Origin of the sequence: Candidatus Contendobacter odensis Run_B_J11, assembly GCF_000531125.1 — a bacterium.
GTDB classification, from domain to species: Bacteria; Pseudomonadota; Gammaproteobacteria; order Competibacterales; family Competibacteraceae; genus Contendibacter; species Contendibacter odensensis.
The window spans coordinates 1-22,042 of sequence record NZ_CBTK010000297.1 but is presented as its reverse complement, the minus strand read 5'-3'; the positions used below and the strand labels follow the sequence as shown (position 1 = coordinate 22,042).

22 protein-coding genes are annotated in these 22,042 nt (G+C 60.6%); 16 read left to right on the top strand and 6 right to left on the bottom strand.

The genetic code is table 11. The features are described 5' to 3' along the window. On the bottom strand, positions 1 to 869 hold an 869-nt coding region (nagZ, locus tag BN874_RS19610), incomplete at its 3' end, for a beta-N-acetylhexosaminidase (protein ID WP_051498106.1). Between the two features lie 76 nt (positions 870 to 945). On the opposite strand from nagZ, the gene BN874_RS22995 reads away from it, so the two are divergent. Genes BN874_RS22995 through BN874_RS19590 form a run of 4 tightly spaced genes read left to right on the top strand, consistent with a single transcriptional unit; the run spans position 946 to position 5,312 of the window. Then, the gene (locus BN874_RS22995) at positions 946 to 3,249 is read left to right on the top strand and encodes a PAS domain-containing sensor histidine kinase (protein WP_051498105.1); all 2,304 of its coding nucleotides are present in this window, start codon (positions 946 to 948) and stop codon (positions 3,247 to 3,249) included. Next, entirely contained in the window at positions 3,246 to 3,635 is a 390-nt protein-coding gene (locus BN874_RS19600) for a response regulator (protein ID WP_034436159.1), read from the top strand. The genes BN874_RS22995 and BN874_RS19600 overlap by 4 nt, the downstream gene beginning before the upstream one ends. Next, entirely contained in the window at positions 3,632 to 4,813 is a 1,182-nt protein-coding gene (locus BN874_RS19595; RefSeq protein ID WP_034436157.1) for a SpoIIE family protein phosphatase, read from the top strand. The genes BN874_RS19600 and BN874_RS19595 overlap by 4 nt, the downstream gene beginning before the upstream one ends. Position 4,814: 1 nt before the next feature. Beyond that, positions 4,815 to 5,312, top strand: a complete 498-nt coding sequence (locus tag BN874_RS19590; protein ID WP_034436155.1) for an STAS domain-containing protein — start codon at positions 4,815 to 4,817, stop codon at positions 5,310 to 5,312. Between the two features lie 9 nt (positions 5,313 to 5,321). Here the strand turns inward: BN874_RS19590 and BN874_RS19585 are convergent, their stop codons facing one another. Continuing rightward, entirely contained in the window at positions 5,322 to 5,807 is a 486-nt protein-coding gene (locus tag BN874_RS19585) for a L,D-transpeptidase (protein ID WP_034436154.1), read from the bottom strand. Next, positions 5,792 to 6,274 carry a CYTH domain-containing protein gene (locus tag BN874_RS19580; protein ID WP_034436153.1) on the bottom strand — a complete coding sequence of 161 codons (483 nt, stop codon included), beginning with the start codon at positions 6,272 to 6,274 and terminating at the stop codon, positions 5,792 to 5,794. The genes BN874_RS19585 and BN874_RS19580 overlap by 16 nt, the downstream gene beginning before the upstream one ends. A gap of 48 nt (positions 6,275 to 6,322) precedes the next feature. Here BN874_RS19580 and BN874_RS26115 point away from each other — a divergent pair, with 48 nt between their 5' ends. Next, on the top strand, positions 6,323 to 6,445 hold the full coding sequence (locus tag BN874_RS26115) for a hypothetical protein (protein ID WP_268258846.1): 123 nt from the start codon (positions 6,323 to 6,325) through the stop codon (positions 6,443 to 6,445). Positions 6,446 to 6,461: 16 nt separating this feature from the next. On the opposite strand, the gene BN874_RS19575 is transcribed toward BN874_RS26115, so the two are convergent. The 3 genes from BN874_RS19575 to cysZ form a co-directional block, all read right to left on the bottom strand. Beyond that, a complete protein-coding gene (locus tag BN874_RS19575) occupies positions 6,462 to 7,310 on the bottom strand; it encodes a TerC family protein (RefSeq protein ID WP_081756541.1) in 849 nt (282 codons plus the stop codon). Between the two features lie 96 nt (positions 7,311 to 7,406). Next, the gene (gene waaA / locus BN874_RS19570) at positions 7,407 to 8,732 is read right to left on the bottom strand and encodes a lipid IV(A) 3-deoxy-D-manno-octulosonic acid transferase (protein WP_268258845.1); all 1,326 of its coding nucleotides are present in this window, start codon (positions 8,730 to 8,732) and stop codon (positions 7,407 to 7,409) included. A gap of 12 nt (positions 8,733 to 8,744) precedes the next feature. Beyond that, positions 8,745 to 9,479, bottom strand: a complete 735-nt coding sequence (gene cysZ / locus BN874_RS19565; RefSeq protein ID WP_034436149.1) for a sulfate transporter CysZ — start codon at positions 9,477 to 9,479, stop codon at positions 8,745 to 8,747. Between the two features lie 272 nt (positions 9,480 to 9,751). Here cysZ and BN874_RS19560 point away from each other — a divergent pair, with 272 nt between their 5' ends. The 11 genes from BN874_RS19560 to BN874_RS19510 all read left to right on the top strand — a co-directional run bounded on the left by BN874_RS19560 (position 9,752) and on the right by BN874_RS19510 (position 21,874). Further along, on the top strand, positions 9,752 to 10,738 hold the full coding sequence (locus tag BN874_RS19560) for a malate dehydrogenase (RefSeq protein ID WP_034436148.1): 987 nt from the start codon (positions 9,752 to 9,754) through the stop codon (positions 10,736 to 10,738). Between the two features lie 161 nt (positions 10,739 to 10,899). Continuing rightward, positions 10,900 to 12,792 carry a propionate--CoA ligase gene (locus BN874_RS19555; protein WP_034436145.1) on the top strand — a complete coding sequence of 631 codons (1,893 nt, stop codon included), beginning with the start codon at positions 10,900 to 10,902 and terminating at the stop codon, positions 12,790 to 12,792. A 177-nt stretch (positions 12,793 to 12,969) separates the two neighbouring features. Further along, positions 12,970 to 14,736: a sensor histidine kinase gene (locus BN874_RS19550; protein ID WP_230314499.1), complete on the top strand. Its 1,767-nt coding sequence runs from the start codon at positions 12,970 to 12,972 to the stop codon at positions 14,734 to 14,736. Further along, a complete protein-coding gene (locus BN874_RS19545) occupies positions 14,733 to 15,350 on the top strand; it encodes a response regulator transcription factor (protein WP_034436164.1) in 618 nt (205 codons plus the stop codon). The genes BN874_RS19550 and BN874_RS19545 overlap by 4 nt, the downstream gene beginning before the upstream one ends. Positions 15,351 to 15,859: 509 nt before the next feature. Next, positions 15,860 to 17,458 (top strand): arylsulfatase, encoded by a 1,599-nt coding sequence (locus BN874_RS19540; protein ID WP_420886153.1) that lies wholly within the window; start codon positions 15,860 to 15,862, stop codon positions 17,456 to 17,458. Between the two features lie 85 nt (positions 17,459 to 17,543). Then, positions 17,544 to 18,572, top strand: coding sequence for an HAD family hydrolase (locus BN874_RS19535; protein ID WP_034436142.1), 1,029 nt, complete (start codon positions 17,544 to 17,546; stop codon positions 18,570 to 18,572). A 122-nt stretch (positions 18,573 to 18,694) separates the two neighbouring features. Next, positions 18,695 to 18,934 (top strand): hypothetical protein, encoded by a 240-nt coding sequence (locus tag BN874_RS19530; RefSeq protein WP_268258847.1) that lies wholly within the window; start codon positions 18,695 to 18,697, stop codon positions 18,932 to 18,934. A gap of 125 nt (positions 18,935 to 19,059) precedes the next feature. Continuing rightward, entirely contained in the window at positions 19,060 to 19,539 is a 480-nt protein-coding gene (locus BN874_RS19525) for a hypothetical protein (RefSeq protein ID WP_034436139.1), read from the top strand. 142 nt (positions 19,540 to 19,681) lie between these two features. After that, positions 19,682 to 19,915, top strand: coding sequence for an RH3 domain-containing protein (locus BN874_RS19520; protein WP_034436137.1), 234 nt, complete (start codon positions 19,682 to 19,684; stop codon positions 19,913 to 19,915). Further along, complete coding sequence (locus tag BN874_RS19515; RefSeq protein WP_034436136.1) at positions 19,902 to 20,165, top strand: type II toxin-antitoxin system RelE family toxin; 264 nt, start codon at positions 19,902 to 19,904, stop codon at positions 20,163 to 20,165. Before BN874_RS19520 ends, BN874_RS19515 begins: the two co-directional genes overlap by 14 nt. A gap of 110 nt (positions 20,166 to 20,275) precedes the next feature. Beyond that, positions 20,276 to 21,874 carry an arylsulfatase gene (locus BN874_RS19510; RefSeq protein ID WP_081756540.1) on the top strand — a complete coding sequence of 533 codons (1,599 nt, stop codon included), beginning with the start codon at positions 20,276 to 20,278 and terminating at the stop codon, positions 21,872 to 21,874. Positions 21,875 to 22,042: the final 168 nt, after the last annotated feature.

Here is a 22,042-nt window from a genome sequence, read left to right as displayed (position 1 = left end):
GCGTGACTGGAGTTCAGACGTGTGCTCTTCCGATCTGGGGCGATCTTCAACGCCGCCAGCGCCCGCTCCGGCGGCGTACCTGCCGCGTGGGCGCCGGCCATGTCCAGATCGTCGCTGAAGATCGCCCCCTGAAATTCCAGCCGCCGCCGCAGAATGTCCTTGAGCCAGTGCGCCGAAAATCCAGCGGGCTGCTGGTCATCCACCTGCGGATACAGCACATGCGCCGGCATTAACGCCGCCAATCCGTAATGGATCATCCGCTCGAACGCCAGCAAATCCCTGGTCTCCAGATCAACCAGCGGGCGCAGATCCACCGGCAGTTCCAGATGCGAATCAGCGGCGATGCCGCCATGCCCCGGAAAGTGCTTGCCTACTGCCTCCATGCCCGCCTTCTGCATCCCGCTCATGTAAGCATGGGCCAGATCCGCCACCCCATCGGGATCAGAATGAAAGGCCCGATCCCCAATGATGCCGCTGACGCCGTGATCCAGATCCAGCACCGGAGCAAAGCTGAAATCCACCCCGACCGCCCGCAGTTCGGCGGCCATCAGCCAGCCGGTCACTCGCGCCAGTTGCTTGGCGCGCATCCGATCCCGGTCGTAAATCGCGCCCAGCCTTCGCACCGCCGGCAACCGGGTGAAACCCTCGCGGAACCGTTGCACCCGGCCACCTTCGTGATCGACCGCCACCAGCAAGCGGGGCTGGCGCAAGGCGTGGATGGCGGCAGTCAGCGCCGCTACCTGATCCGGCGACTGGTAGTTGCGAGTGAACAGGATGACTCCCCCCACTTGCGGATGGAGCAGGATCTCACGCTCCTCAACCGTCAGTTCCAACCCATCCAGCCCCAACATCACCGATCCTAATGCCATCGCTCGCGCCTCGTATCCGTCTATTTGCGGTGAAATGGCCTTATGATAACGGCTAACGCCCCATTTGCCAGATGTCATGCCATTACCCTGCCCATCTTCCATTACGCCATCCTCACCGCCCTCTTCCATCCCTCAACGGCATGGCTGGTCGCGCCGGTTTTATCTGGGACTGGCGCTCGCTGCAATCATCAGCACCGTCATCGCTACCGCCCTCGATCCCTTCTCCTATCACGAGATCCTGCTTGATCACTGGTTCGGCCCAGTAGGGCAGCAGACCGGCGGATTCATCGTGATGCTGCGCCATGCGGTCTGGCTGCTGATTCCGCTGGGTGTAGTCACTGTCGCCGCGCTGTTGTGGTCTTGGGTACTGGGGCAACAAGTCGCGCAGCGAACCCGGCAATTGCAGCAGGAATTGCACGAGCGCCGCCAGGCGGAAGCAGCGCTGCGCGAGAGCGAGACGCGCTTTCGCGACATAACCGAGGCCGCCAGCGACTGGATCTGGGAGATGGACGAACAGTTGCGCTTCACCCATCTGTCGGAGCGGTTCTATGCCTTAACCGGCATTGCTCCGCAGTATGTGATCGGTCGCGCCCGCTGGGATTTGGCCGCCGTTGATGTCGCCGCTAACGCTCAGAAATGGCGGCAGCATCGGGAGATGCTGGAAAAGCATCTGCCATTCCGCGATTTCGTCTACCAGACCCAAGTGGGCAGCAGTTACGGCCAAGACCGCTTTCTCAAGATCAACGGTAAACCCATTTACGACAGTGGGGGCCAGTTCCTGGGCTATCGCGGCACCGGCACCGATATCACCGAGCAACTCAAGGCGGAAGCGGCGCTGCGCGAGAGCGAAGTGCGGTTACGACGCATCATCGATCTGGTGCCGCACATGATCTTCGCCAAGGATCGTCACGGTCATTTCCTGCTGGCCAATCGCGCCACGGCAGACGCCTATGGCCTGACGGTCGACGAACTGGTCAATCGTTCCCACAGCATCGTTCACGGGATGGAAGATGAGGTAGCGCGGATGCTGACCGATGACCTGGAAGTGATCGAAACTGGAAACTCCAAATTCATCGCCGAGGAGACCTTCACCGACCACGCCGGCCACACCCGAACCTTGCAGACCATCAAGATCCCTTTCCTCGAACCGGGATCGAACGAAATCGCCGCGCTGGGCGTGGCGATTGACATCACCGAGCAGAAACGGGCCAAGGAAGAAGTGGCGCGAATGCGGCTCTATCTCAAGAACATTATTGATTCGATGCCGTCGGTGCTGATCGGGGTAGATCCCTGGGGTTATATTACGGTGCTGAACCAGCCTGCTGAACAGGTCAGCGGGGTCTCATGGGAAGCAGCACAAGGTCGCTTTTTCGGCGATGTGTTCCCGCAGTTGGAAGGCCAGTTTGAGCAGGTGCGACAGGCGATCCGCCTGGGGCGTACTATCAAAACTCCACGGATGACGCTGGACGCTCAGGGCGAACTGCATTACGCCGATGTCATGGTCTACCCGTTGATGGCGGACGGTGGGCGCGGCGCGGTGATCCGGATGGATGATGTGACCGCCCGGGTCCGGATCGAATCGATGATGGTGCAAACCGAAAAAATGCTCTCGGTCGGCGGGCTGGCGGCCGGGATGGCACACGAGATCAACAATCCGCTGGGGGTCATCCTGCAAGGCTGCCAGAACACCCTGCGACGCATTGACCCGGCCATGCCCCAAAACCGCGCCGTGGCTGCGGCCATCGGCATTGACCTGGATCGGCTCCACCGCTATCTGGAACAGCGCCAAATTCTGCATTTCCTGGCAGGCATCCGCGAGGCCGGCATCCGTGCGGCCAAGATCGTTTCCGACATGCTGTCGTTCAGCCGGCGCAGCGAAACCCATTTTGGCCTGGTGGATCTGGAAGAGATGCTGGAAACCGTGCTGCGACTGGCCGTCAGCGACTACGATTTGAAAAAGAAGTACGATTTCAAACGGATCGCGATCCAGCGTGATTATGATCCCACGCTGCGAATGGTGCATTGCGACAAGACCAAGATCGAGCAAGTCATCCTGAATCTGCTCAAGAACGCCGCCCAGGCGATGGCCGAAGAGGGGGTGCCGGCACCGACCATCATCCTGCGCACCCGCCGCGAAGCCGAATACACCTTGATCGAGGTGCTTGACAATGGCCCCGGTATGGATGAAAAAACCCTCAAACGTATTTTCGAGCCGTTTTTTACCACCAAGGATGTGGGTGTTGGGACTGGACTGGGATTATCAGTGTCTTACTTTATCGTTACCGAGCAGCATAATGGTCGACTGTCGGTGACTTCCAAACCGGGACAGGGGGCCTGTTTCAGCATCCGCCTGCCCCTGATCCGGGAGGCGCTACCGTGAGCGAATGGGTCTTGATCGTGGATGATGAAGCCATGATTCGGGAAAACCTGAAAGCGTACCTGGAGGACGAGGGGTTGAAAGTCGCTACGTTCGAAGCCGTGACCCCCGCGCTGAGTTGGTTACGGGCTGGCGGTACCTGCCGGGTGTGCATTATGGATATGCGGCTGTCGGATATGGATGGCAATAGTGCTATTCGTATCCTGCGCCAGTCCTATCCTGAAATGGAATTTCTGATCCACACCGGCTCCTCCAGCTACAACTTGCCCGAAGATCTGCGATCCATGGGCCTTGATGATGACCGGGTTTACCACAAACCTTTGTGCGATATGGCACCACTGGCGGCAGCGGTCAGGGTGCTGGCAGCACGATGGGGAGGCGGGGCATGAGTACGAATCCGGTGAAAATATTAATCATCGACGACGAGGAACGAGCCCGTGAGATCCTCGTCGCCTATCTCGAAGACAGCGGCTTTCAGGTGTTGCAGGCCAGCGATGGTCAAGCCGGCATCGAACTCTGTCGCCATGAACCGTTTGATCTGGTGCTCTGCGACCTGCGGATGCCGGGCATGGACGGTTTGCAGGTGCTGGCCGCAGTGACCCACGAATTTCCCGAACTGCCGATCCTGGTGGTATCTGGCCTGGGCGGGATGAGCGACGCGATTCAGGCGCTCAAACTGGGAGCCTGGGATTATGTGACCAAGCCGATTGAGGATATGGCGGTGTTAGAGCACGCCATCGATCATGCGCTGGAACGCGCTCGGCTGCGGCGGGAAAACCGCGAATATCGCGAACACCTCGAAGCAGTCAATGAACAGTTGCGGCAAACGGTGCGGCAGTTGCGGGAAGATGAAGCAGCGGCGCGGCGGATCCAGTTTCAACTGCTGCCGGAAAACGACAAGGTGTATCGCGGCTACCAATTCAGCCGCCACCTGCTCACCTCGCAATATCTCAGCGGCGATTTTGTGGACTATTTCGCCATTGACGGTGATCATCTTGGTTTCTATATGGCCGACGTGTCGGGGCATGGGGTGTCATCGGCCTTCGTCACGGTGATGCTCAAAAGCTATATGGGCCGCTATCGCGAACTGTACCGGCAAAATCGCGACCGGGGTATTCTGAACCCGGCTGAAACCCTGAGCCGTTTGAACCGGGAAATTTTCGGCTGCCACATGGATAAATATCTGACCATGTTTTACGGCGTCATCAACTGGTCGAACCACCAGTTGCGCTACAGCGGCGGCGGCCAATTTCCGTTCCCGATCCTGTTCGATGGCGAACACGCCGGTTATGTGGGTAAAAAAAGCCTGCCGATTGGATTATTTGACTTTGCCAACTACCAGACGGAATCCCTGCAATTGCCGCCTCAGTTCGCTCTGGTGCTGATTTCGGATGGCATTCTCGAAACCCTGCCGCAGACCAGTCTGCGCGACAAACAATCGTTTCTACTGGAGATCGTCGGCGCTACCGAACTCACCATCGAGAACTTGATCCAGGAACTGGGTCTCGATCAGAGTGGATCTTTGCCCGACGATGTGACCCTGCTATTGATCAAGAGAGCGAAATGAAATGGAAGCGGGCGCAGCGTTTTACCTCAAGCAGGGCAATACCTATGTCCTCAAACTGGTCGGCGATGTGCGCTACACCATGGGCTGTGCCCTGGGTGATTTCCTGGATGGCCTGTTCGCCCAGGCCGATTACGACAATATCGTCGTAGATTTGACCGAAGCGCACTCGATTGACAGCACCAGCCTGGGACTGCTGGCGAAGATCGCCAACTTTAACCGCCAGCATTTCGCTCACCCGACGACCCTGCTGTCTACCAATCCTGATGTGAATCAGATCCTGGACAATCTGGGCTTCTACGATATTTTCACCATTCGCGACACCGGCGAGAATATCTCGGCGACGCTACAGCAGTTGGCAATTTCGGAGCCTTGCAGTAAGGACGCGCTGACCCGAATTGTTTACGAGGCTCACCGTACACTGAGCGAGTTGAACCCACGCAACCAGGATGAGTTCAAGAGCGTACTCGACGGCTTGCGGCCCAAACTGGGCCATCCCTGATCGCGTCTTTCAGCCGGCGATGAACACCCGGTCGCCGGCATCTACCCGATTAAACAGTTCCAGCAAATCCCGGTTGTGCATCCGAATACAGCCGTGCGACAGCGGTATCCCCATTGGCTGGTGATCCGGGCAGCCGTGAATATAGATGTAGCGGCGTAAGGTGTCGCATTCGCCGCCCCGATTGAAGCCCGCTTCCAAACCGGTCAACCACAAAACTCGGCTTAGAATCCAGTCACGCTCCGGGTAATGATCCGCCAGTTCCGGGATGTAAATTTCCCCCGTCGGTCGCCGACCCACTAACACCGCGTTCAGCGGCAAACCGGCCCCGATCTTGATGCGGATACGATGCCAGCCACGTGGGGTACAACCACTGCCGCGCTGTTCACCGGAACCGTTGCGGGCAGTGGATACCGGGTAGATCGCCGCCACCCTCCCGCCCTCCAGCAGTTCAAGCTGCTGTTCCAGGAGGTCGACGCGGATTAGCCGTTCGCACATGACCAAGTGGTGTAGGGATGCCGTGCCAGTTGCGAGTTGTAGTAGCGGATGTCGTGCGACACCTCTTTGCCTATCCAGTCGGGCCGGGCGAACGGCTCGTCGGGATGATTCAGTTCGATTTCCGCCACGATCAAGCCTGCATTGTCACCCGCAAATTCGTCGATTTCCCAGAGATGGGCGCCGAAGTGTATAAAATGGCGAGTTTTCTCCAACAGTGGTTTTTCACACAAGGTATCAAGAATTTCCTCAGCGTCGCGCAGCGGGATAGGGTATTCATATTCGCTGCGCTGGATGCCGAGCGTACCGCTCTTGAGGTTGAGGAACCCCTGGCCGTCCGCGATCCGCACTCGCACCGAACAGCGGGCATCGCTGGTCAGATAACCCTGCCGCATCCACGCCGAACGCTCGACCTGCTGGCGCCAGCGCTCATCGCGGATGAGGAATTTATGCTCAATTTCCGTGGCCATCGTGAACTCCGGTTAGTGTGATCTTAGGATGCGTTCCGGCTGGCGGAGTTGATTCGGCAACTGGAGCAAGCCGGACACTTGCAAACCCTGGAGGGCGCTGCGGAACTGTTGCAGTGTATCCAGACGGTTGCCGGAGAAACCTGCGCCAGTCTGCAACAGTTACCGGACTAGGCTGGCGCGAACAGGTTCAGTTCCTGCCGCCACTCTTTCCGCCTTTGCCGCCTTTCCCGGTCTTCACTACGATCCGGGTCATGGCCGCTGAATCGGCGGGTTGCGAGGTAGATCGCGGTGGAGTGGATCGCTGGGTGGTGGCCCGTTGCGCCGTCCGCTGCCGCCGGCGTTTGGTGGCTGCCAGGTTGAGCGCTTCAACGCCGACCGAGAAGGCGATAGCGAAATACAGATAGCCCTTGGGAATGTGGAAGTGCAGACCATCGGCCAGCAGCGCCATACCGACCAGAATCAGGAAGCTCAGGGCCAGCATCTTCACCGACACGTTATCGCGGATGAAACGACTGAGCGGTTCGGCGGCAAACAGCATGATACCGACCGCAATGATAATCGCCGCCGCCATCACTTCCAGATGTTGAGCCATGCCGACTGCCGTGATCACGCTGTCCAGCGAGAATACGATGTCCAAAATCATGATCTGGACGATGACCGAGACAAAGCGGGCGGGTTTGGCCGCACGCATTTCTTCCTCCACGCCATCCACGGTGGCGTGAATCTCGGTAGTGCCCTTGGCCAGCAGGAACAGCCCGCCAACCAGCAGGATGAGGTCGCGCAACGATACCGGGTGTTCCAGCACCGTGAACAGCGGTGTGGTGACGTTAGCCAGCCAGGCGATGCTGGCCAGTAGCAGCAGGCGGGTGATCACCGCCAACGCCAAACCAGTTCGTCGGGCGGCGGGTTGTTGCTGGATCGGCAGCCGGTTGGACAGGATGGAAATGAACACCAGATTATCAATGCCGAGTACGATTTCCAGCGCGGTCAGGGTCAGCAGACTGATCCAGACTTGGGGATCGAACAATAACTCCATGGGCTAAAACTCCGCAGCTAATGAATTGGATCGCCGGGGTGGCGGGAGAGAGTGAATCGGTTGCCGGTTATAGCCAAGGATAGCGGATTGAACCACTCAGCGCCTGCATGGAAGCTGCTCTTCAATGCAGGCCAGCAACGTCGCCAGCGCCCCACGATGACATTCCACGACGGCCCGCCCTCGCTGGCCGGCAGCTTGGCGCCGTTCAGGATCGGTCAGCAACCGCTCAACCGCAACCGCCAGTTCCGCCGCGTTGGCAATTTGCCAGGCCGCGTTGGCTGCCAGTAGCCGCTCGCCTGCTTCGGTGAAGTTGAACATATGCGGCCCAAACAACACCGGCAGACCCAACAACGCCGGTTCCAGCACGTTATGGCCGCCGGTAGCGACCAGACTGCCACCGACGAAAGCCAAGTCGGCAGCCGCGTAGAACCGCAGTAACTCCCCCATGCTGTCGCCGAGAAAAACCGCGCTGCCCGGTGCGCAGGGCCGCTGTTCGCTGCGTCGAACCGTTGGAAAGCCCCGTTGTCGGCACTGTGCCGCCACCCCGTCAAAGCGTTCCGGGTGACGGGGCACCAGCATCAACAGCAGATCCGGCCAACGGCGGCGCAGGATCGCGAACGCATCCAGAACCGGCTCATCCTCGCCGGCATGAGTGCTGGCGGCGATCCACACCAGCCGGTTTTCTCCCAATACGTCGCGCCGCAGTACCCTCCCTTGTTCCAGCAGGGTTTTCGGTAGTGGCAAGTCGTATTTCAGATTGCCGGTCACTCGCACCCGTGGCGCGCCCAGGGCGCGGAAGCGTTCGGCATCCGCCTCGGCCTGAGCGGCAATCAACGTGATGTCGCGCAACATCAGCGCGGTGAGTCTGTGGATTCGGGCATAGCCCCGCGCCGAGCGTTCCGACAACCGGGCATTGGCGATCACGGTTGGAACTCCGGCCATCGCGCACTGCCGCAACAGATTGGGCCACAACTCGGTTTCCATGATCACCGCCAGCCGAGGCTGGCTATTGCGCAGAAACCGCGCCACCGCACCGGGCAGGTCGTAAGGCGCGTAGACATGATGAACCTGCTCGCCCAACGCTTCCCGTACTTGTCGCGAACCAGTCAGGGTGGTGGTTGTCACCAGCAGGGGCAGATCGGGATAGCGGGTTTGCAGGGCGCGAATCAGCGGGAGCGCGGCGCGAGTTTCGCCCACCGACACCGCATGAAGCCACAGACTGCCGGTGGGCAACGACGGTATGAATCCCAACCGCTCGCGCCAGCGTTGGCGATGTCCCGGATCGCGATACCCGCGCCAGTACAGTCGCAGCAGCGCCAGCGGCAGCATCAGGTACAGCAGGCCGGTATAGAACCTGCGTAACCATCGTCCTGCCGCATCCGTTGGCGGGAGCGGAGTTGAGGTTGAAGATCGTAACCGCAAAAGTTCCACTCCTCAGGATGCGGATACTTCCCGTACCCACATCAATGTTGCACCGATCACCGCCGCCGGCATTGCCAGAAAATTCAGCACCGGGATCAGGGTCAGCACCAGAGCCATACTGCCGAAGCCCAGGGTCAGCGGCCAGTGCCGGCGCAGCAGCCGGCGCTGCTCCCGGAAGGTTAAGCCACGCTGGCCCAGCGGATAATCGGCGTATTCCAGGGCCAGCATCCAGGCGCTAAACAACATCCACAATACCGGCGCCGCCATGTTGACTACTGGCACGAACGACAGGATTAGTAACGGAATCGCCCAGCCGATGAAGTACAGCAATTTGCTCAATTCCCGCAGCGGACTGAGCGCCAGTTCCTGCCAAGTGAGTTCGGCGGGCGGGCGAGGAGGTGCACCGCTGGGAGCCGCCAGCTTCTCGACCCGTGCCGCCAGCAAGCCGTTAAACGGCGCAGCGATGATGTTCGCCAGCACGGTGAAGGTGTAAAACACCACCACCAGCGCTGTCAGGATGAACAGCGGCCACAACAGCCAGTGCAGCCAGGCCAGCCACTCCGGCAATGCCCGTTGCACTGCCTGATCAAGCTGTTCAAACCGGCTCGTACTCCACCCGATGCCGATGCCGAACAACACGCTGTTGATCAACAGTGGAAGTACCACAACACCGCGCAGCCCGGCTTTGGGCAGCCAGCGCAGGCCGGTCAGCATATAACTCGCGCCCTCAATGAGCGAATGACTCATGGTTGCAGCAACCCTCTGGAAAACCCGGATTAGTTTCAAAAACCGGCAATCTACGCTACTATTTTTTAACTTCAAGCTAAAAGCCGCCGACATTGAGCGGCATCTGATTTTTATAGAGAGAGCATCGCTGTGGTTCTAACTGTCAGTCTGGCAGATTCCAACCATCCTATCTCCACCATCGCTGTTCCCGCTCCCGGAACTGTGTACAAAACACAGCCCCGGCGTATTCTCGGCCACACCCGCACTACCACTCATCTCAAAGGAGCACACGCATGAAATCACCCGTTCGCGTCGTCATCACCGGTGCCGCCGGTAACATCGGCTATGCCATGGCGTTTCGCATCGCTTCGGGCAGTATGCTGGGTCCCGATCAACCGGTGATCCTGCAACTGTTGGAAATTACCCCGGCGCTGCAAGCCTTGCAGGGTGTAGTGATGGAACTGAACGACTGCGCCTTCCCACTGCTGGCCGGGGTGGTCGCTACCGACGACTTGAAGACCGCGTTCACTGACGCCCATTTTGCCATGCTGGTCGGCGCCCGACCACGCGGCCCCGGCATGGAGCGCAAGGATCTGTTGACCGCGAATGGCGCCATCTTCGGACCGCAGGGTCGGGCCATCAATGACCACGCCGCCCGCAATGTGCGGGTGCTGGTGGTCGGCAACCCGGCCAATACCAATTCGTTGATCGCCGCCGCCAGCGCTCCCGATCTGGATCGCCGCCAGTTTCACGCCATGACCCGGCTGGATCACAACCGCGCCCTGAGCCAGTTGGCGGAGAAGACCGGCGCTCACGTCAACGACATCAAGAAGATGACGATCTGGGGCAACCATTCCTCCACCCAGTACCCCGACCTCAGCCAATGCACCGTCAAGGGTCAAGCGGCGACTGCGCTGGTTGACCAAGGCTGGTATCGCAATACCTTTATTCCCGAGGTGCAGCAGCGTGGCGCAGCGATCATCAAAGCTCGTGGCGCCTCATCGGCGGCTTCTGCTGCCTCGTCGGCGATTGACCACATGCGCGACTGGGCGTTGGGCACTGCCGAGGGCGATTGGGTCAGCATGTCGGTGCCAGCCGACGGTTCTTACGGCATCGGCGAAGGCGTGATCTACTCTTATCCGTGCGTCTGCAAGAACGGCGACTACGAGATCGTGCAGGGTTTGTCAGTGGACGAGTTCAGCCGTGAAAAGATGCTGGCGACTGAGCAGGAGCTGCGCGAAGAGCGCGCCAGCGTCGAAGAACTGTTGAAGGCCAAGTAAGCCGTTGGGTAGCCGTCCCCGTCGGCACGGGGGGACGGCGCCACGGTAAACAAGAAATTTCCGACGGGGCGACTACACTTTTTCGACAGAACGACTACATTTTCGCAACGACCACAACAAACGTCGTCACAACCCCGAAAACACTAAATTGGAGGCAACGCATGAGTAGCTACGAAGACTTTCATCGCCGGTCCATTGAAGACCCCGAGGGTTTCTGGGGCGAACAGGCCCAGATGATCCACTGGCACAAGCCGCCGCAGAAGGTGCGCGATTACAGCAAGCCGCCGTTTTGCAAGTGGTTCGTGGGCGGTGAAACCAACCTTTGCTACAACGCGGTGGATCGGCACCTGGCCGAGCGCGCCAACCAGCCCGCCCTCATCTACATCTCGACCGAAACTGACGAAGAAAAGGTTTATACCTTTGCTGAACTGCACCGCGAAGTGAACCGCTTTGCCGCCGTGCTGCAATCGCAGGGCTTGCAGAAGGGCGACCGGGTGATCATTTACATGCCGATGATCGCCGAGGCACTGTTCGCGGTGCTGGCCTGCGTCCGGCTGGGTGCAGTCCACTCGGTGGTGTTTGGCGGTTTCGCGGCCTATAACCTGGCGGTGCGGATTGACGACGCCAAGCCCAAGCTGATGATCACCTCCGACGCTGGAATGCGCGGCGGTAAGGCCGTGCCCTACAAGCATCTGGTGGATGAGTCGTGCAGCCTGGCCAAATTCCCGCCGGAGAAGGTGATCCTGATCAACCGTGGTCTGGTTAAGGACATGGCGATCACTGAGGGCCGCGATCTGGATTACGCCACTCTGCGCGCTCAGCACATGGACGCTGAGGTGCCGATCACCTGGCTGGAATCCAACGAGCCGAGTTACATCCTCTACACCTCCGGCACCACCGGCATTCCCAAAGGGGTGCAGCGCGACACCGGCGGCTATGCGGTGGCGCTGGCTTCGACCATGAAGCACCTCTACGCCGTCAATCCCGGCGAAACCATGTTCGCCACCTCGGACATCGGCTGGGTCGTGGGTCACTCCTACATTATCTACGGTCAGTTGATTAACGGTTCAGCCACTATTCTTTACGAGGGTCTGCCGACGCGGCCGGACGCCGGCATCTGGTGGAAGATCGTGCAGGATTATAAGGTCCGGTCGATGTTCTCCTCGCCGACCGCGATTCGGGTACTGAAGTCGCAGGATCCGAAGTACATGAGAATGTACGACATTTCCTGCCTGCGCTATTTGTTCCTGGCCGGCGAACCGCTGGACGAGCCGACTTCGCGCTGGATCACCGATTCCTTGCAGATTCCGGTGATTGACCACTACTGGCAGACCGAGACCGGCTGGCCGATGCTGTCCTACCTGCCGGGGGTGGATCTCAAGCCCAACCGCTTTGGCTCGCCCGGGTTCCCGGTCTACGGCTACGACATCAAGGTCATCAGCGAAGGGACTGGCGAAGAAGTGCCACGCGGTGATAAGGGGGTGCTGGTTGTGGTTCCACCACTGCCGCCGGGTTGCCTGAGCACGGTATGGGGCGATGACAAGCGCTTCGTCCAGAGCTACTTCTCCAGCTTCAAGGAGATGCTGTACACCTCGTCCGATTGGGCGGTGCGCGACGAAGACGGCTACTTTTTCATTCTGGGCCGCACTGACGACGTGATCAACGTGGCTGGTCACCGTCTGGGCACCCGCGAGATCGAAGAGGCGATCCAGGCCCATTCGGCGGTAGCCGAAGTGGCGGTCATCGGGGTGGCGGACAGCGTCAAGGGTCAGGTGCCGGTTGGTTTCTGCCGGTTGAGAGACCCAACCCTGTTGGATGAGCCGGGCGCGGAAGCGCGGCTGGAGAAGGAGGTCATCGGCAAGGTGCAGGAACTGCTCGGTGCGGTAGCCAAACCTCATCGGGTCCACTTCGTCAATGCGTTGCCGAAGACCCGTTCCGGCAAACTGCTGCGGCGGTCGATCCAGGCGCTGGCCGAAGGCCGCGATCCGGGCGATCTGTCCACGCTGGACGATCCGAACTCGCTGGAAGAAGTGCGGCGGGCGGTCGGACACTGAACAGACGGTAGGAAATGCCCCTCTCCATGAAGAGGGGCTATCCGCTGACGCCAATGTTATCCAGAAGTGATGCCCACTGAGAACCCCAACACCGCATCACGCCTCGTATATCTCTTGGCTGGGTGTGTTCTCCTGCTCGCATTATCCGCCACGGCTGGGGAAACCCGGCAGGTTCTCGTGTTGTATTCCACCCATCGGTTGTTGCCGGCGAACCTCGAAGGCGAAGGTGGGCTGCGCGAGACGATAGCGAATTCGGTGGAGTTGAGCGCCGAGTTTCTCGACTATCCTCGTTTCTCAGGCGAATCTTACGCTCACACCGTGACCACGTTCCTGCGCGAGAAGTATGCCTTGCGGCCGCCGGACGTGCTGGTCGTCGGGGGTGAAGGTGCGCTCGCATTCCTGCTGGACCATCGCACCGAGCTGTTTCCACAGATCCCGGTGGTTCACATGGGCGTTGCCCGGTCGTTTCTGCAATCGATCCCATCCCTGCCCGCCGACATCGTGGGGGTTCCGGTCGAGTGCGACTTTTCCGGCACTATCGACCAGGCGCTACGCTGGCATCCGCAGGCCCGGCGTCTGGTGGTGGTGACGGGTGCCGTCACACTAGACCGTAAATTTGAAGCCCGGTTGCGTGACGAGGTTTCCCGGTTCCAGGGTCGGGCGACGGCTGAGTTTCTCGCCAGACTGCCCACCGATGTGCTGCTAAAACGGCTGGGTGAATTGGGCGAGGACGCGATGGTGTTCACCCCCGGCTACTTTCAGGATGGCGCGGGCCGGACGTTTACTCCTCGCGAAGCCGCCAGGCTCATGGCCGCCGCCGCGACTGCGCCAGTGTACGGGTCATTCAACACCTTCATCGGTATCGGCATCGTTGGCGGCTCCATGCCGAATTTCGCGGCTATGGGGCGACAGGCGGGAGAGATCGTAAACCAGCTGCTGAACGGCGCTGCACCCGCCGAGTTGCGCTTGCCGGCGATCATGCCCACAACCTTGAATGTCGACTGGCGACAGATCCGCCGCTGGGGCATCGATGAAAAAGTAATTCCGGGCGACGCCATTGTCCATTTCAAGGCACCATCGTTTCTGGAGGAACACCGAAACGGGGCGATTATGGCTGCCGCCGTGTTCTTGCTTCAGGCGGGGCTGATTGCCGGGCTTCTGGTTGAACGTCGTCGCCGCCGCTGGGCCGAGCTGGCGGTGCAGAAGCAATGTTCCGAACTCGCTCATGCCTCACGGCTTGCGGTGGCTGGCGAGCTGACGGCTTCGATTGCCCACGAGATTAACCAGCCGCTTGGCGCGATCCTGAGCAACGCCGACGCCGCCGGCCTCATTCTCGAATCCGGCGCGGATCGGCGTGACGAGCTGCGCGAGATTCTCGCCGACATCCGTCGCGACGACCTGCGGGCCAGCGAAGTGGTTCGTCGGCTGCGGACGCTAATCGCCAAGCACGAGATTGAACGGCAACCCTTCGATCTTAATGAAGCCGTGAGCGATGTAGAGTCCGTGTTGCGGGCCGAAGCGCAGCGACGGCGGGTCACCCTTGACATTCGGCTTGCAACAACTGTTACCACCCTAATCGGCGACCGCATCCAGATCCAGCAGGTGCTAATCAATTTGCTAATCAATGCCATGGACGCGGTCGCCGACGTGCCGGAGTACCGGCGCACCGTTGTAGTGTCCGTTGCGAACGATGCCCGTGGTATCACCATCGCGGTACGTGATCGCGGGCACGGTATCGCCCCCAAACACCTGCCGCAGATCTTCGATTCGTTCTTCAGCACCAAGCGTCAGGGCATGGGGCTGGGGCTGTCGATTGCGCGCACTCTGGTCGAAGCCCACGGGGGCCGCATCTGGGCGGAGGACGGTTCCGACGACGGGACGGTGTTCCAGATCGAATGGCCCCCCGCCAGCACGATGGGCGTTCCGTCGCCGGAGCCGGCATGAGTACCACCCCGCTAATCCATGTCGTTGATGATGATGACTCGCTGCGTACCGCACTGCTTCGGCTGCTCGGCGCAGCGGGCTTCGAGGTGCGCGGCTATGCATCGACCGGCGACTTTCTACTGTATCCGCTGCCGGATCGCCCCGGTTGCCTGCTGCTTGATGTGCGGATGCCGGGGCCGTCCGGTCTTGAATTGCAGGCCGCTTTGCAGCGCCAGGGCGTCGCGCTGCCGGTGATCTTTCTGACCGGCTACGCCGACGTAGCCGATAGCGTGCGGGCGATGAAAGCCGGTGCGGTGGACTTTCTGGCCAAGCCAGTTGAGCGTGCGGCCTTGTTCGATGCGATTCAGCGGGCGCTGGCGTGTGATGCGGTTCAGCGCACGGCTCGCCAGGAAGCAGAACAGTTGCGCGCCCGCTTTGCCTCGCTCACGCTCCGCGAACGGGCGGTCTTTGATCGCGTCATCACCGGCAAGATCAATAAACAGATTGCCGAAGAACTGGGGATTGCGGAGCGCACCGTCAAGATGCAGCGCGCCCAATTCATGGTGAAGCTGGGCGTCAATTCGGTCGCTGAACTCGGTCGGCTGGCCGAGCGGTTGCGCCGCTTGTCCGACTGATTCCAGCTACAGCGCGTCCCTCTTCTTTTGCCCTTTCGGGCAAACAATAGTGCCCCTTCGTCCAATAGTCACGTTGCGCCGCCGGTGTCATAATCCCAAAAAACCCAGTCAATTAGTCGGCTAATCGCTACCTGACTCAACCCATCTGAACGAGGACATCCCCCATGCCGCAACCATTGTTGCTGAAATCGCCCTTGGCCTCGGCGGTTAAAACTGCCTGCTCGGTTCTAGCCCTGATCGCCTGTATGACTATCGGTAGCGCCCAAGCCGCTGACCAGGGATCGCGCCACCACGCCAAGGGCCAGTACGATACCGTCACCGCTACCTATTGGGTGGTCGAGGGCGACGAGTTGATCGCCATCGGCGAGCGCTTCGAGGTTCCCGTGAGCGTACTGAAGGCGCAGAACAATCTGGCGTCGGATGAAGTCAAGGTTGGCCAGAAACTGGTCGTGGCCGCCAAAGCCGCCAGTGGCGCAGCCGAGGGCAAAAAACCCAACATCCTGTTCATCATGGGCGACGACATCGGCTGGATGCAGCCAAGCATCTACCATCGTGGCCTGATGGTCGGGGAGACACCCAACATCGACCGTATCGGCCAAGAAGGCGCGATCTTCATGGACTATCTGGCCGAGCAAAGCTGCACGGCTGGCCGCAACGCCTTCTTTACCGGCATGCATCCGCTGCGCACCGGCATGATCCCGCCGCAACTGCCGGGCAGCCCATCCTGGCTGCGTCCCGGCACGCCGGCAGTCGCCAAGTTCCTGCTCGATCTCGGCTATACCACCGGCGAGTTCGGCAAGAACCACCTCGGCGACCATTTCGAGGCGCTGCCGACCTCGCATGGCTTCCAGGAATACTGGGGCTACCTCTATCACCTCGACGCGATGCAGGGCGTCAGCTTCGTCGACATCAACAAGACCCCACTGGTGCAGGGCATCGCGCCGCCGTGCAAGAACACGCCGATCACCGGCTTGCCCGAGGTGCCTGGCGCGCTTGATCCGAAAACGTCGACCTGCCTGACCCCACCGCGTCCGGTCATCTGGTGCAAGTCCAGCGACGGCACGCAGCAGAACACGACCTGCAAGGACGAAGGCCCGCTGACCCTGGATCGTTCGAGGACGGTCGACGAGGAGATCTCGGCCAAGGTCATCGACTTCCTCGACCGCAACGACCCCAAGAAGACCAACAAGCCCTTCTTCGTCTGGTACAACCCGGCGCGCATGCACATCACGACCATGCTGTCGCCGAAGTACGAGGCCATGGTGGGTGAACCCGGCGGCAAGGACTGGGGCACCAACGAAGCCGGCATGAAGCAGATGGACGACAACATCGGCGAGGTCATCAAGAAGCTCGAAGCGATGGGCCAGCTCGACAACACCATCATTGTCTTCACTACCGACAACGGTGCAGAAACGATCACCTTTCCAGACGGCGGCACCACCCCCTTCAAAGGCGGCAAGTTGACCACCTGGGAAGGCGGCATGCGCGCCCCGCTGGTCGTCCGCTGGCCGGGTGTCATCAAGCCGGGCACAGTCAAGAACCAGATGTTCGCATCGCTCGACTGGTTGCCGACGCTGGTCAACATCGCTGGCGGGCCGAAGGGCAACGCGCTAAACGAGCAGATCATGTCGGGCACTTATCCCGGCATCGTCAAGACCAAGCTCGACGGTGTTGACCAGACCGACTACCTCAGCGGCAAGTCGCAGAAGTCGGCGCGTGACGTGTTCTTTTACTACACCGGCTCGCAACCATCGGCGGTTCGCTACAAGAACTGGAAGATGTACTACACGATCGTGCCCGATACCGGGACCGGCGGACTGTTTGGAGCGCAGAGCTTTCACTGGACCCAGCTCACCAATCTCAAGCGTGATCCCTTCGAGACGACGGTCGGCGACGACGCAAAGTCCCTGATGGGCTACGCAGGTGCACTTGGCTCCCCCGGCAACGCCTATGTGTACAACTGGAACATGCTGCCAATCGGTCAGTTGCTATGGGAGAAGGAGTTGATGTCGTACAAGGAATTCCCGGCAATGCAGGCGCCCGAGACCTATAACCTGGACGGCATCCTCAAAGCCATGCAGCAGAGTGGCCACAACGGGCACGACTAAAGCCTGAAGACTGACGACTTGCAATGATTTGGCGGGCGATCCGAAAGGGTCGCCCGTTATCAGCTTGATTAAGGAGAAACCACCCATGAAACCCATTCCCTCCTTTTCAGTATTTACCCGCATTTTTACGCTGGGCGCACTGCTCGCCCTGGGTGCTCAGGCGTTCGCCCAAACCGACCCGCTGCCCGCCTGGAACGACGGCCCCGCCAAGCAGGCGATTGTCGCTTTCGTGAAGGACACCACTGACCAGGCCAGTCCCAAGTTCGTGCCGCCCGCCGAGCGCATCGCTACTTTTGACCAGGACGGTACGCTGTGGGTCGAGCATCCGATGTACACGCAGGTGATGTACTGTCTGGAGCGGGTTCCGGCAGTGGTGGCGAAGAAGCCGGAGTTGAAGCATGTGGAGCCGTTCAAAACGGTCCTGTCCGGCAACCGCGAGGCGATGGCAAAATTGACGATGAAAGATCTCGAAGAGATCCTCGCCGCCACGCTCACCGGAATATCAGTGGAGGAGTTCAACGCCGAAGTGACGAAGTGGCTCGCCGAAGCGAAGGACCCACGCTGGAAGCGGCCCTACACTGAACTCACCTACCTGCCGATGCAGGACGTGCTGAAATACCTGCGCGCCAACGGCTACCAGACCTACATTGTCACCGGCGGCGGCCAGGATTTCGTGCGGGTGTACTCGGAAACCACCTACGGTATTCCCCCGGAGCAGGTGGTCGGCAGCGCCGGCGGGACCAAGTACGGCTATGACAAGGCCGGCAAGCCGTTCCTCACCAAAGAACCGAAGCTGCTGCTCAACGATGACAACGCCGGCAAGCCCGAGGGTATTCACCTGATGATCGGCCGCCGGCCTTACGCGGCGTTCGGCAACTCGACCGGCGACCGGCAGATGCTGGAGTACACCCAGGCCGGCGCCGGGGCGCGGCTGGCGATGCTGGTGCTGCACGACGACGCCACCCGCGAGTATGCCTATGGCCCGGCGGCGGGGCTGCCCGATACCAAGGTCGGCGCATTCACCCAGGCGCTGTACGACGAGGCGAAGAAGGACGGCTGGATCGTCATCAGCATGAAGAACGACTGGAAGCGCATCTTCGCGTTCGATCCGTGAGCGACGAATGCAACTGAACAGCGACTGCCCAGGATAACCTTCACCTCAGGCTTGCAGACTGCTTGCCAGCTTTGCCAAATTCGAGATGAAAAAGCGCCCGCAAAGAATTCCGGGAACGGTCCCTGGCCGAGATGGTGTTTTCCCCCATGCAGGTCAAATTTGGTTACGCCAAGTCTGGGACGCTCCCCCGCTATTGCCGTGCGTGCGCGTATCTGCGCGATTGCTGGGGGGAATGTCCGAAGAACCGCCTGATCCGCCCCCCCGACAGCGAACCGGGCTTGAATTATCTATGCGCAGGGTTCAAGCGCTTCTTCTACTACACCCTGCCCACCGTGGATCGGATCGCTGCGGAATTGCGGTGAGAAGCCGGCTACGTTGCCATGTACAATCCACGCTTTCCTATCCTTGGCTCAGGCGGTTCAATTTTCTGTCCCTACCGCTGTACCGCCACCTTCCAGTCGCCATTTTCAACAGGAGTGACTCCATCATGACCAACACCCGTTTCAATCATCTGCGCGGAGTGCGCGCGTGGCTAGCGGGGGTGGGTCTTCTGGGCCTTTCCGCCTGCGGCGCCATGCAACCGCCCCCCACCGCGCAGAGCATTGCCGGCCTGACGCCCGCCGGCGCCGTGACCCTGACCGAGACCGTCGCGGCGGGCATGACGGGGGGAACCGGTTCGCTGACTTTCCAGGGGCGCACCTATCCGTTCAAGGTCGTCGGCACGGTGGTCGGACCCGGCGGCGCTTCTCGGGTCCAGGCCAGCGGCGAGGTCTACCGGCTGAACCGTCTGTCCGATTTCGCGGGTCCTTATTCGGAGGGAACGGGGCAGGCCGGATTCGCCACGTCGGGTAAGGCGGAATTGTGGATGCAAAACCAGGCGGGGGTGATCATGCACCTGACCGGCGTCAGCGAGGGCGTCGTGCTCTCGCTCGGGCGCGATGAGGTCCTGGTCGAGCTGGCGAACTGAACCCACGCCACCGAACGGAACCGGCTCGTCTCGACCCCTTCGAGACGACGCGGGCCGGCCCGCCGAGCGCATCTTGAAGTGCTGGCGGCGACCAGCCCGCGATGCTATAACGACAAAACGTCCAAACGTTTTGGAGGCGTCAATGAGCACCGAAACTATCCGATCCACCGTCTATCTCGAACCGGCGCTGCATCAGGCATTGCGGCTCAAGGCCGCCTCGACCCGGCGGAGCATGTCCGAGATCGTCAACGAGGCGATCCGCGTCGCCTTGAGCGAGGACGAGGAAGATCTGGCCGCCTTCGCCGCCCGCGCTGCGGAGCCGACCCTGAGCTACGAAGAGTTTCTCACCCGGCTCAAGGCTGATGGCGCGCTTTGATCTGCGCCTCAAGCCGTCGGTCGCCAAGGACCTGCACGGCATCCCCCAGGAGGACGTGCGCCGCATTCTGGCGCGCATCGAAACCCTGCGGGAAAACCCGCGCCCGCCCGGTTCCGAGAAGCTCTCCGGCCAAGAGCGTTATCGCGTGCGGCAAGGCAACTACCGCATCCTCTACACTGTCGCGGATGCAAAAGTGGTGGTGGAGATCGTTAAGATCGGCCACCGCCGCGAGGTTTGTCGCGACCCTTGATCTGACACGACGGCAAGCGGCAGCCGCTCGTCATTCACCCCTCGCCCCCTCGCCAGGGCGCAAGGGCAATGAATGGTTACGCCGAAATCCGCAACGAGAGGTGAAACACCATGCTACGAAACAAATTCCTTAACTACGGTCTGGCCGTGCTCGCCGCTTCGGCGGCGCTGCTGGGGGCCGTCGTTCCGGCGCAAGCGGCGGACCAGAAGCCCAACATTCTCGTGATCTGGGGCGATGACATTGGCCGGGACAACATCAGCGCCTACAGCCACGGCATCATGGGCTACCAGACGCCGAACATCGACCGCCTGGCGAAGGAAGGGGCGCTGTTCACCGACTCTTACGCCCAGCAAAGTTGCACGGCGGGCCGGGCGTCGTTCATTCTCGGCCAGCACCCGTTCCGCACCGGCTTGCTCACCATCGGCATGCCGGGCTCGCCGCAAGGCATTCCCGAGTGGGCGCCCACCATCGCCGACCTGCTGAAGCAGCAAGGCTACGCCACCGGCCAGTTCGGCAAGAACCACCTGGGCGACCGCGACTCGCACCTGCCGACCATGCATGGCTTCGACGAGTTTCTCGGCAACCTCTACCACCTGAACGCTGAGGAAGAGCCGGAGACCTATTACTACCCGAAAGACCCTGAGTTCAAAAAGAACTACGGCCCGCGCGGCGTGCTCCATACCTGGTCGGACGGCAAGGGCGGGCAGAAGATCGAGGACACCGGCCCGCTGACCCGCGCCCGGATGCCGACCGTAGACCTCGAAATCTACGCTGCTGCGAACACCTTCATTGACGCCCAGGTGAAAGAGAAAAAACCGTTCTTCGTCTGGTTCAACACCACGCGGATGCACGTCTGGACCCATCTCAAGCCGTCGGCGCAGGGCCGCACCGGGATCGGCCTCTACCCCGACGGCATGGTGGAACACGACGACATGGTGGGCGGGCTGCTCAAACGGCTCGACGAACTCGGCATCGCCGGCAACACCATCGTCGTCTACGGCACCGACAACGGGGCGGAGGAAGCGACCTGGCCGGACGGCGGCACGATGCCGTTCAAGGGCGAGAAAGGCACCACCTGGGAGGGCGGCTTCCGGGTGCCGATGCTGGTCCGCTGGCCGGGCGTGATCAAGCCGGGCACGATCGTCAACGAGATTTTCTCGCAAGAGGACTGGTTGCCGACGCTGCTGGCGGCGGCGGGCGAGCCGAACATCGTCGAGAAAGTGAAGCAGGGCTACGAGGCCAACGGCAAGACCTGGAAAGCTCACCTCGACGGCTACAACTTCGTGCCTTTTTTCAAGGGCGAGGTCAAGAAAGGCCCGCGTGAAGAAATCTTCTACTTCGGTCAGGGTGGCGATCTCAACGCCGTGCGCTGGAACGACTGGAAGGTTTCTTTCGCCACCGAGGACGGCAACATCGCCACCGCCGTGCGCAACGTGCCGGGCTGGCCGGTGATCACCAACCTCCGGGCCGATCCCTACGAGCGGGCATCGAGCCAATCGGGGATGTACATCCGCTGGTATGCCGACAACATCTGGCTGTTCATTCCGGTGCAGCAGCAGCTCAAGGCGTTCCTCACCACGCTGCCGGACTATCCGTTCCAGCAGGGCAGCAGCCTGAACGCGGCCGGCATCAACTACAACTCCCTCCAGGCGATGCAGGCGATGAAACGCCTGAAGGAATTGGAAAGTCTCCCAGTGCCGAACAACTAACCTTAACTGGGCGTAGTGCCCTTAATGTGGATACGAAATATCGCAACTAATTGATTATTTATTGTTTAGTCGCAGCAATATCCAAATTTAGCGCACTACCCCTAATTTTCTTGGTTAAACCGCAACGCAAGCTATAGCGCATGGACAACATCATTTACTACCCAACGC

Bases quoted from the DNA above. Each gene is read 5' to 3' on its own strand.
- BN874_RS22995 (WP_051498105.1), top strand. From the start codon at position 946: ATGCCATTACCCTGCCCATCTTCCATTACGCCATCCTCACCGCCCTCT.
- BN874_RS19595 (WP_034436157.1), top strand. From the start codon at position 3,632: ATGAGTACGAATCCGGTGAAAATATTAATCATCGACGACGAGGAACGA.
- BN874_RS19590 (WP_034436155.1), top strand. From the start codon at position 4,815: ATGGAAGCGGGCGCAGCGTTTTACCTCAAGCAGGGCAATACCTATGTC.
- BN874_RS19585 (WP_034436154.1), bottom strand. From the start codon at position 5,807: ATGTGCGAACGGCTAATCCGCGTCGACCTCCTGGAACAGCAGCTTGAA.
- BN874_RS19580 (WP_034436153.1), bottom strand. From the start codon at position 6,274: ATGGCCACGGAAATTGAGCATAAATTCCTCATCCGCGATGAGCGCTGG.
- BN874_RS19575 (WP_081756541.1), bottom strand. From the start codon at position 7,310: ATGGAGTTATTGTTCGATCCCCAAGTCTGGATCAGTCTGCTGACCCTG.
- cysZ (WP_034436149.1), bottom strand. From the start codon at position 9,479: ATGAGTCATTCGCTCATTGAGGGCGCGAGTTATATGCTGACCGGCCTG.
- BN874_RS19560 (WP_034436148.1), top strand. From the start codon at position 9,752: ATGAAATCACCCGTTCGCGTCGTCATCACCGGTGCCGCCGGTAACATC.
- BN874_RS19555 (WP_034436145.1), top strand. From the start codon at position 10,900: ATGAGTAGCTACGAAGACTTTCATCGCCGGTCCATTGAAGACCCCGAG.
- BN874_RS19545 (WP_034436164.1), top strand. From the start codon at position 14,733: ATGAGTACCACCCCGCTAATCCATGTCGTTGATGATGATGACTCGCTG.
- BN874_RS19540 (WP_420886153.1), top strand. From the start codon at position 15,860: ATGGGCGACGACATCGGCTGGATGCAGCCAAGCATCTACCATCGTGGC.
- BN874_RS19535 (WP_034436142.1), top strand. From the start codon at position 17,544: ATGAAACCCATTCCCTCCTTTTCAGTATTTACCCGCATTTTTACGCTG.
- BN874_RS19525 (WP_034436139.1), top strand. From the start codon at position 19,060: ATGACCAACACCCGTTTCAATCATCTGCGCGGAGTGCGCGCGTGGCTA.
- BN874_RS19520 (WP_034436137.1), top strand. From the start codon at position 19,682: ATGAGCACCGAAACTATCCGATCCACCGTCTATCTCGAACCGGCGCTG.
- BN874_RS19515 (WP_034436136.1), top strand. From the start codon at position 19,902: ATGGCGCGCTTTGATCTGCGCCTCAAGCCGTCGGTCGCCAAGGACCTG.
- BN874_RS19510 (WP_081756540.1), top strand. From the start codon at position 20,276: ATGCTACGAAACAAATTCCTTAACTACGGTCTGGCCGTGCTCGCCGCT.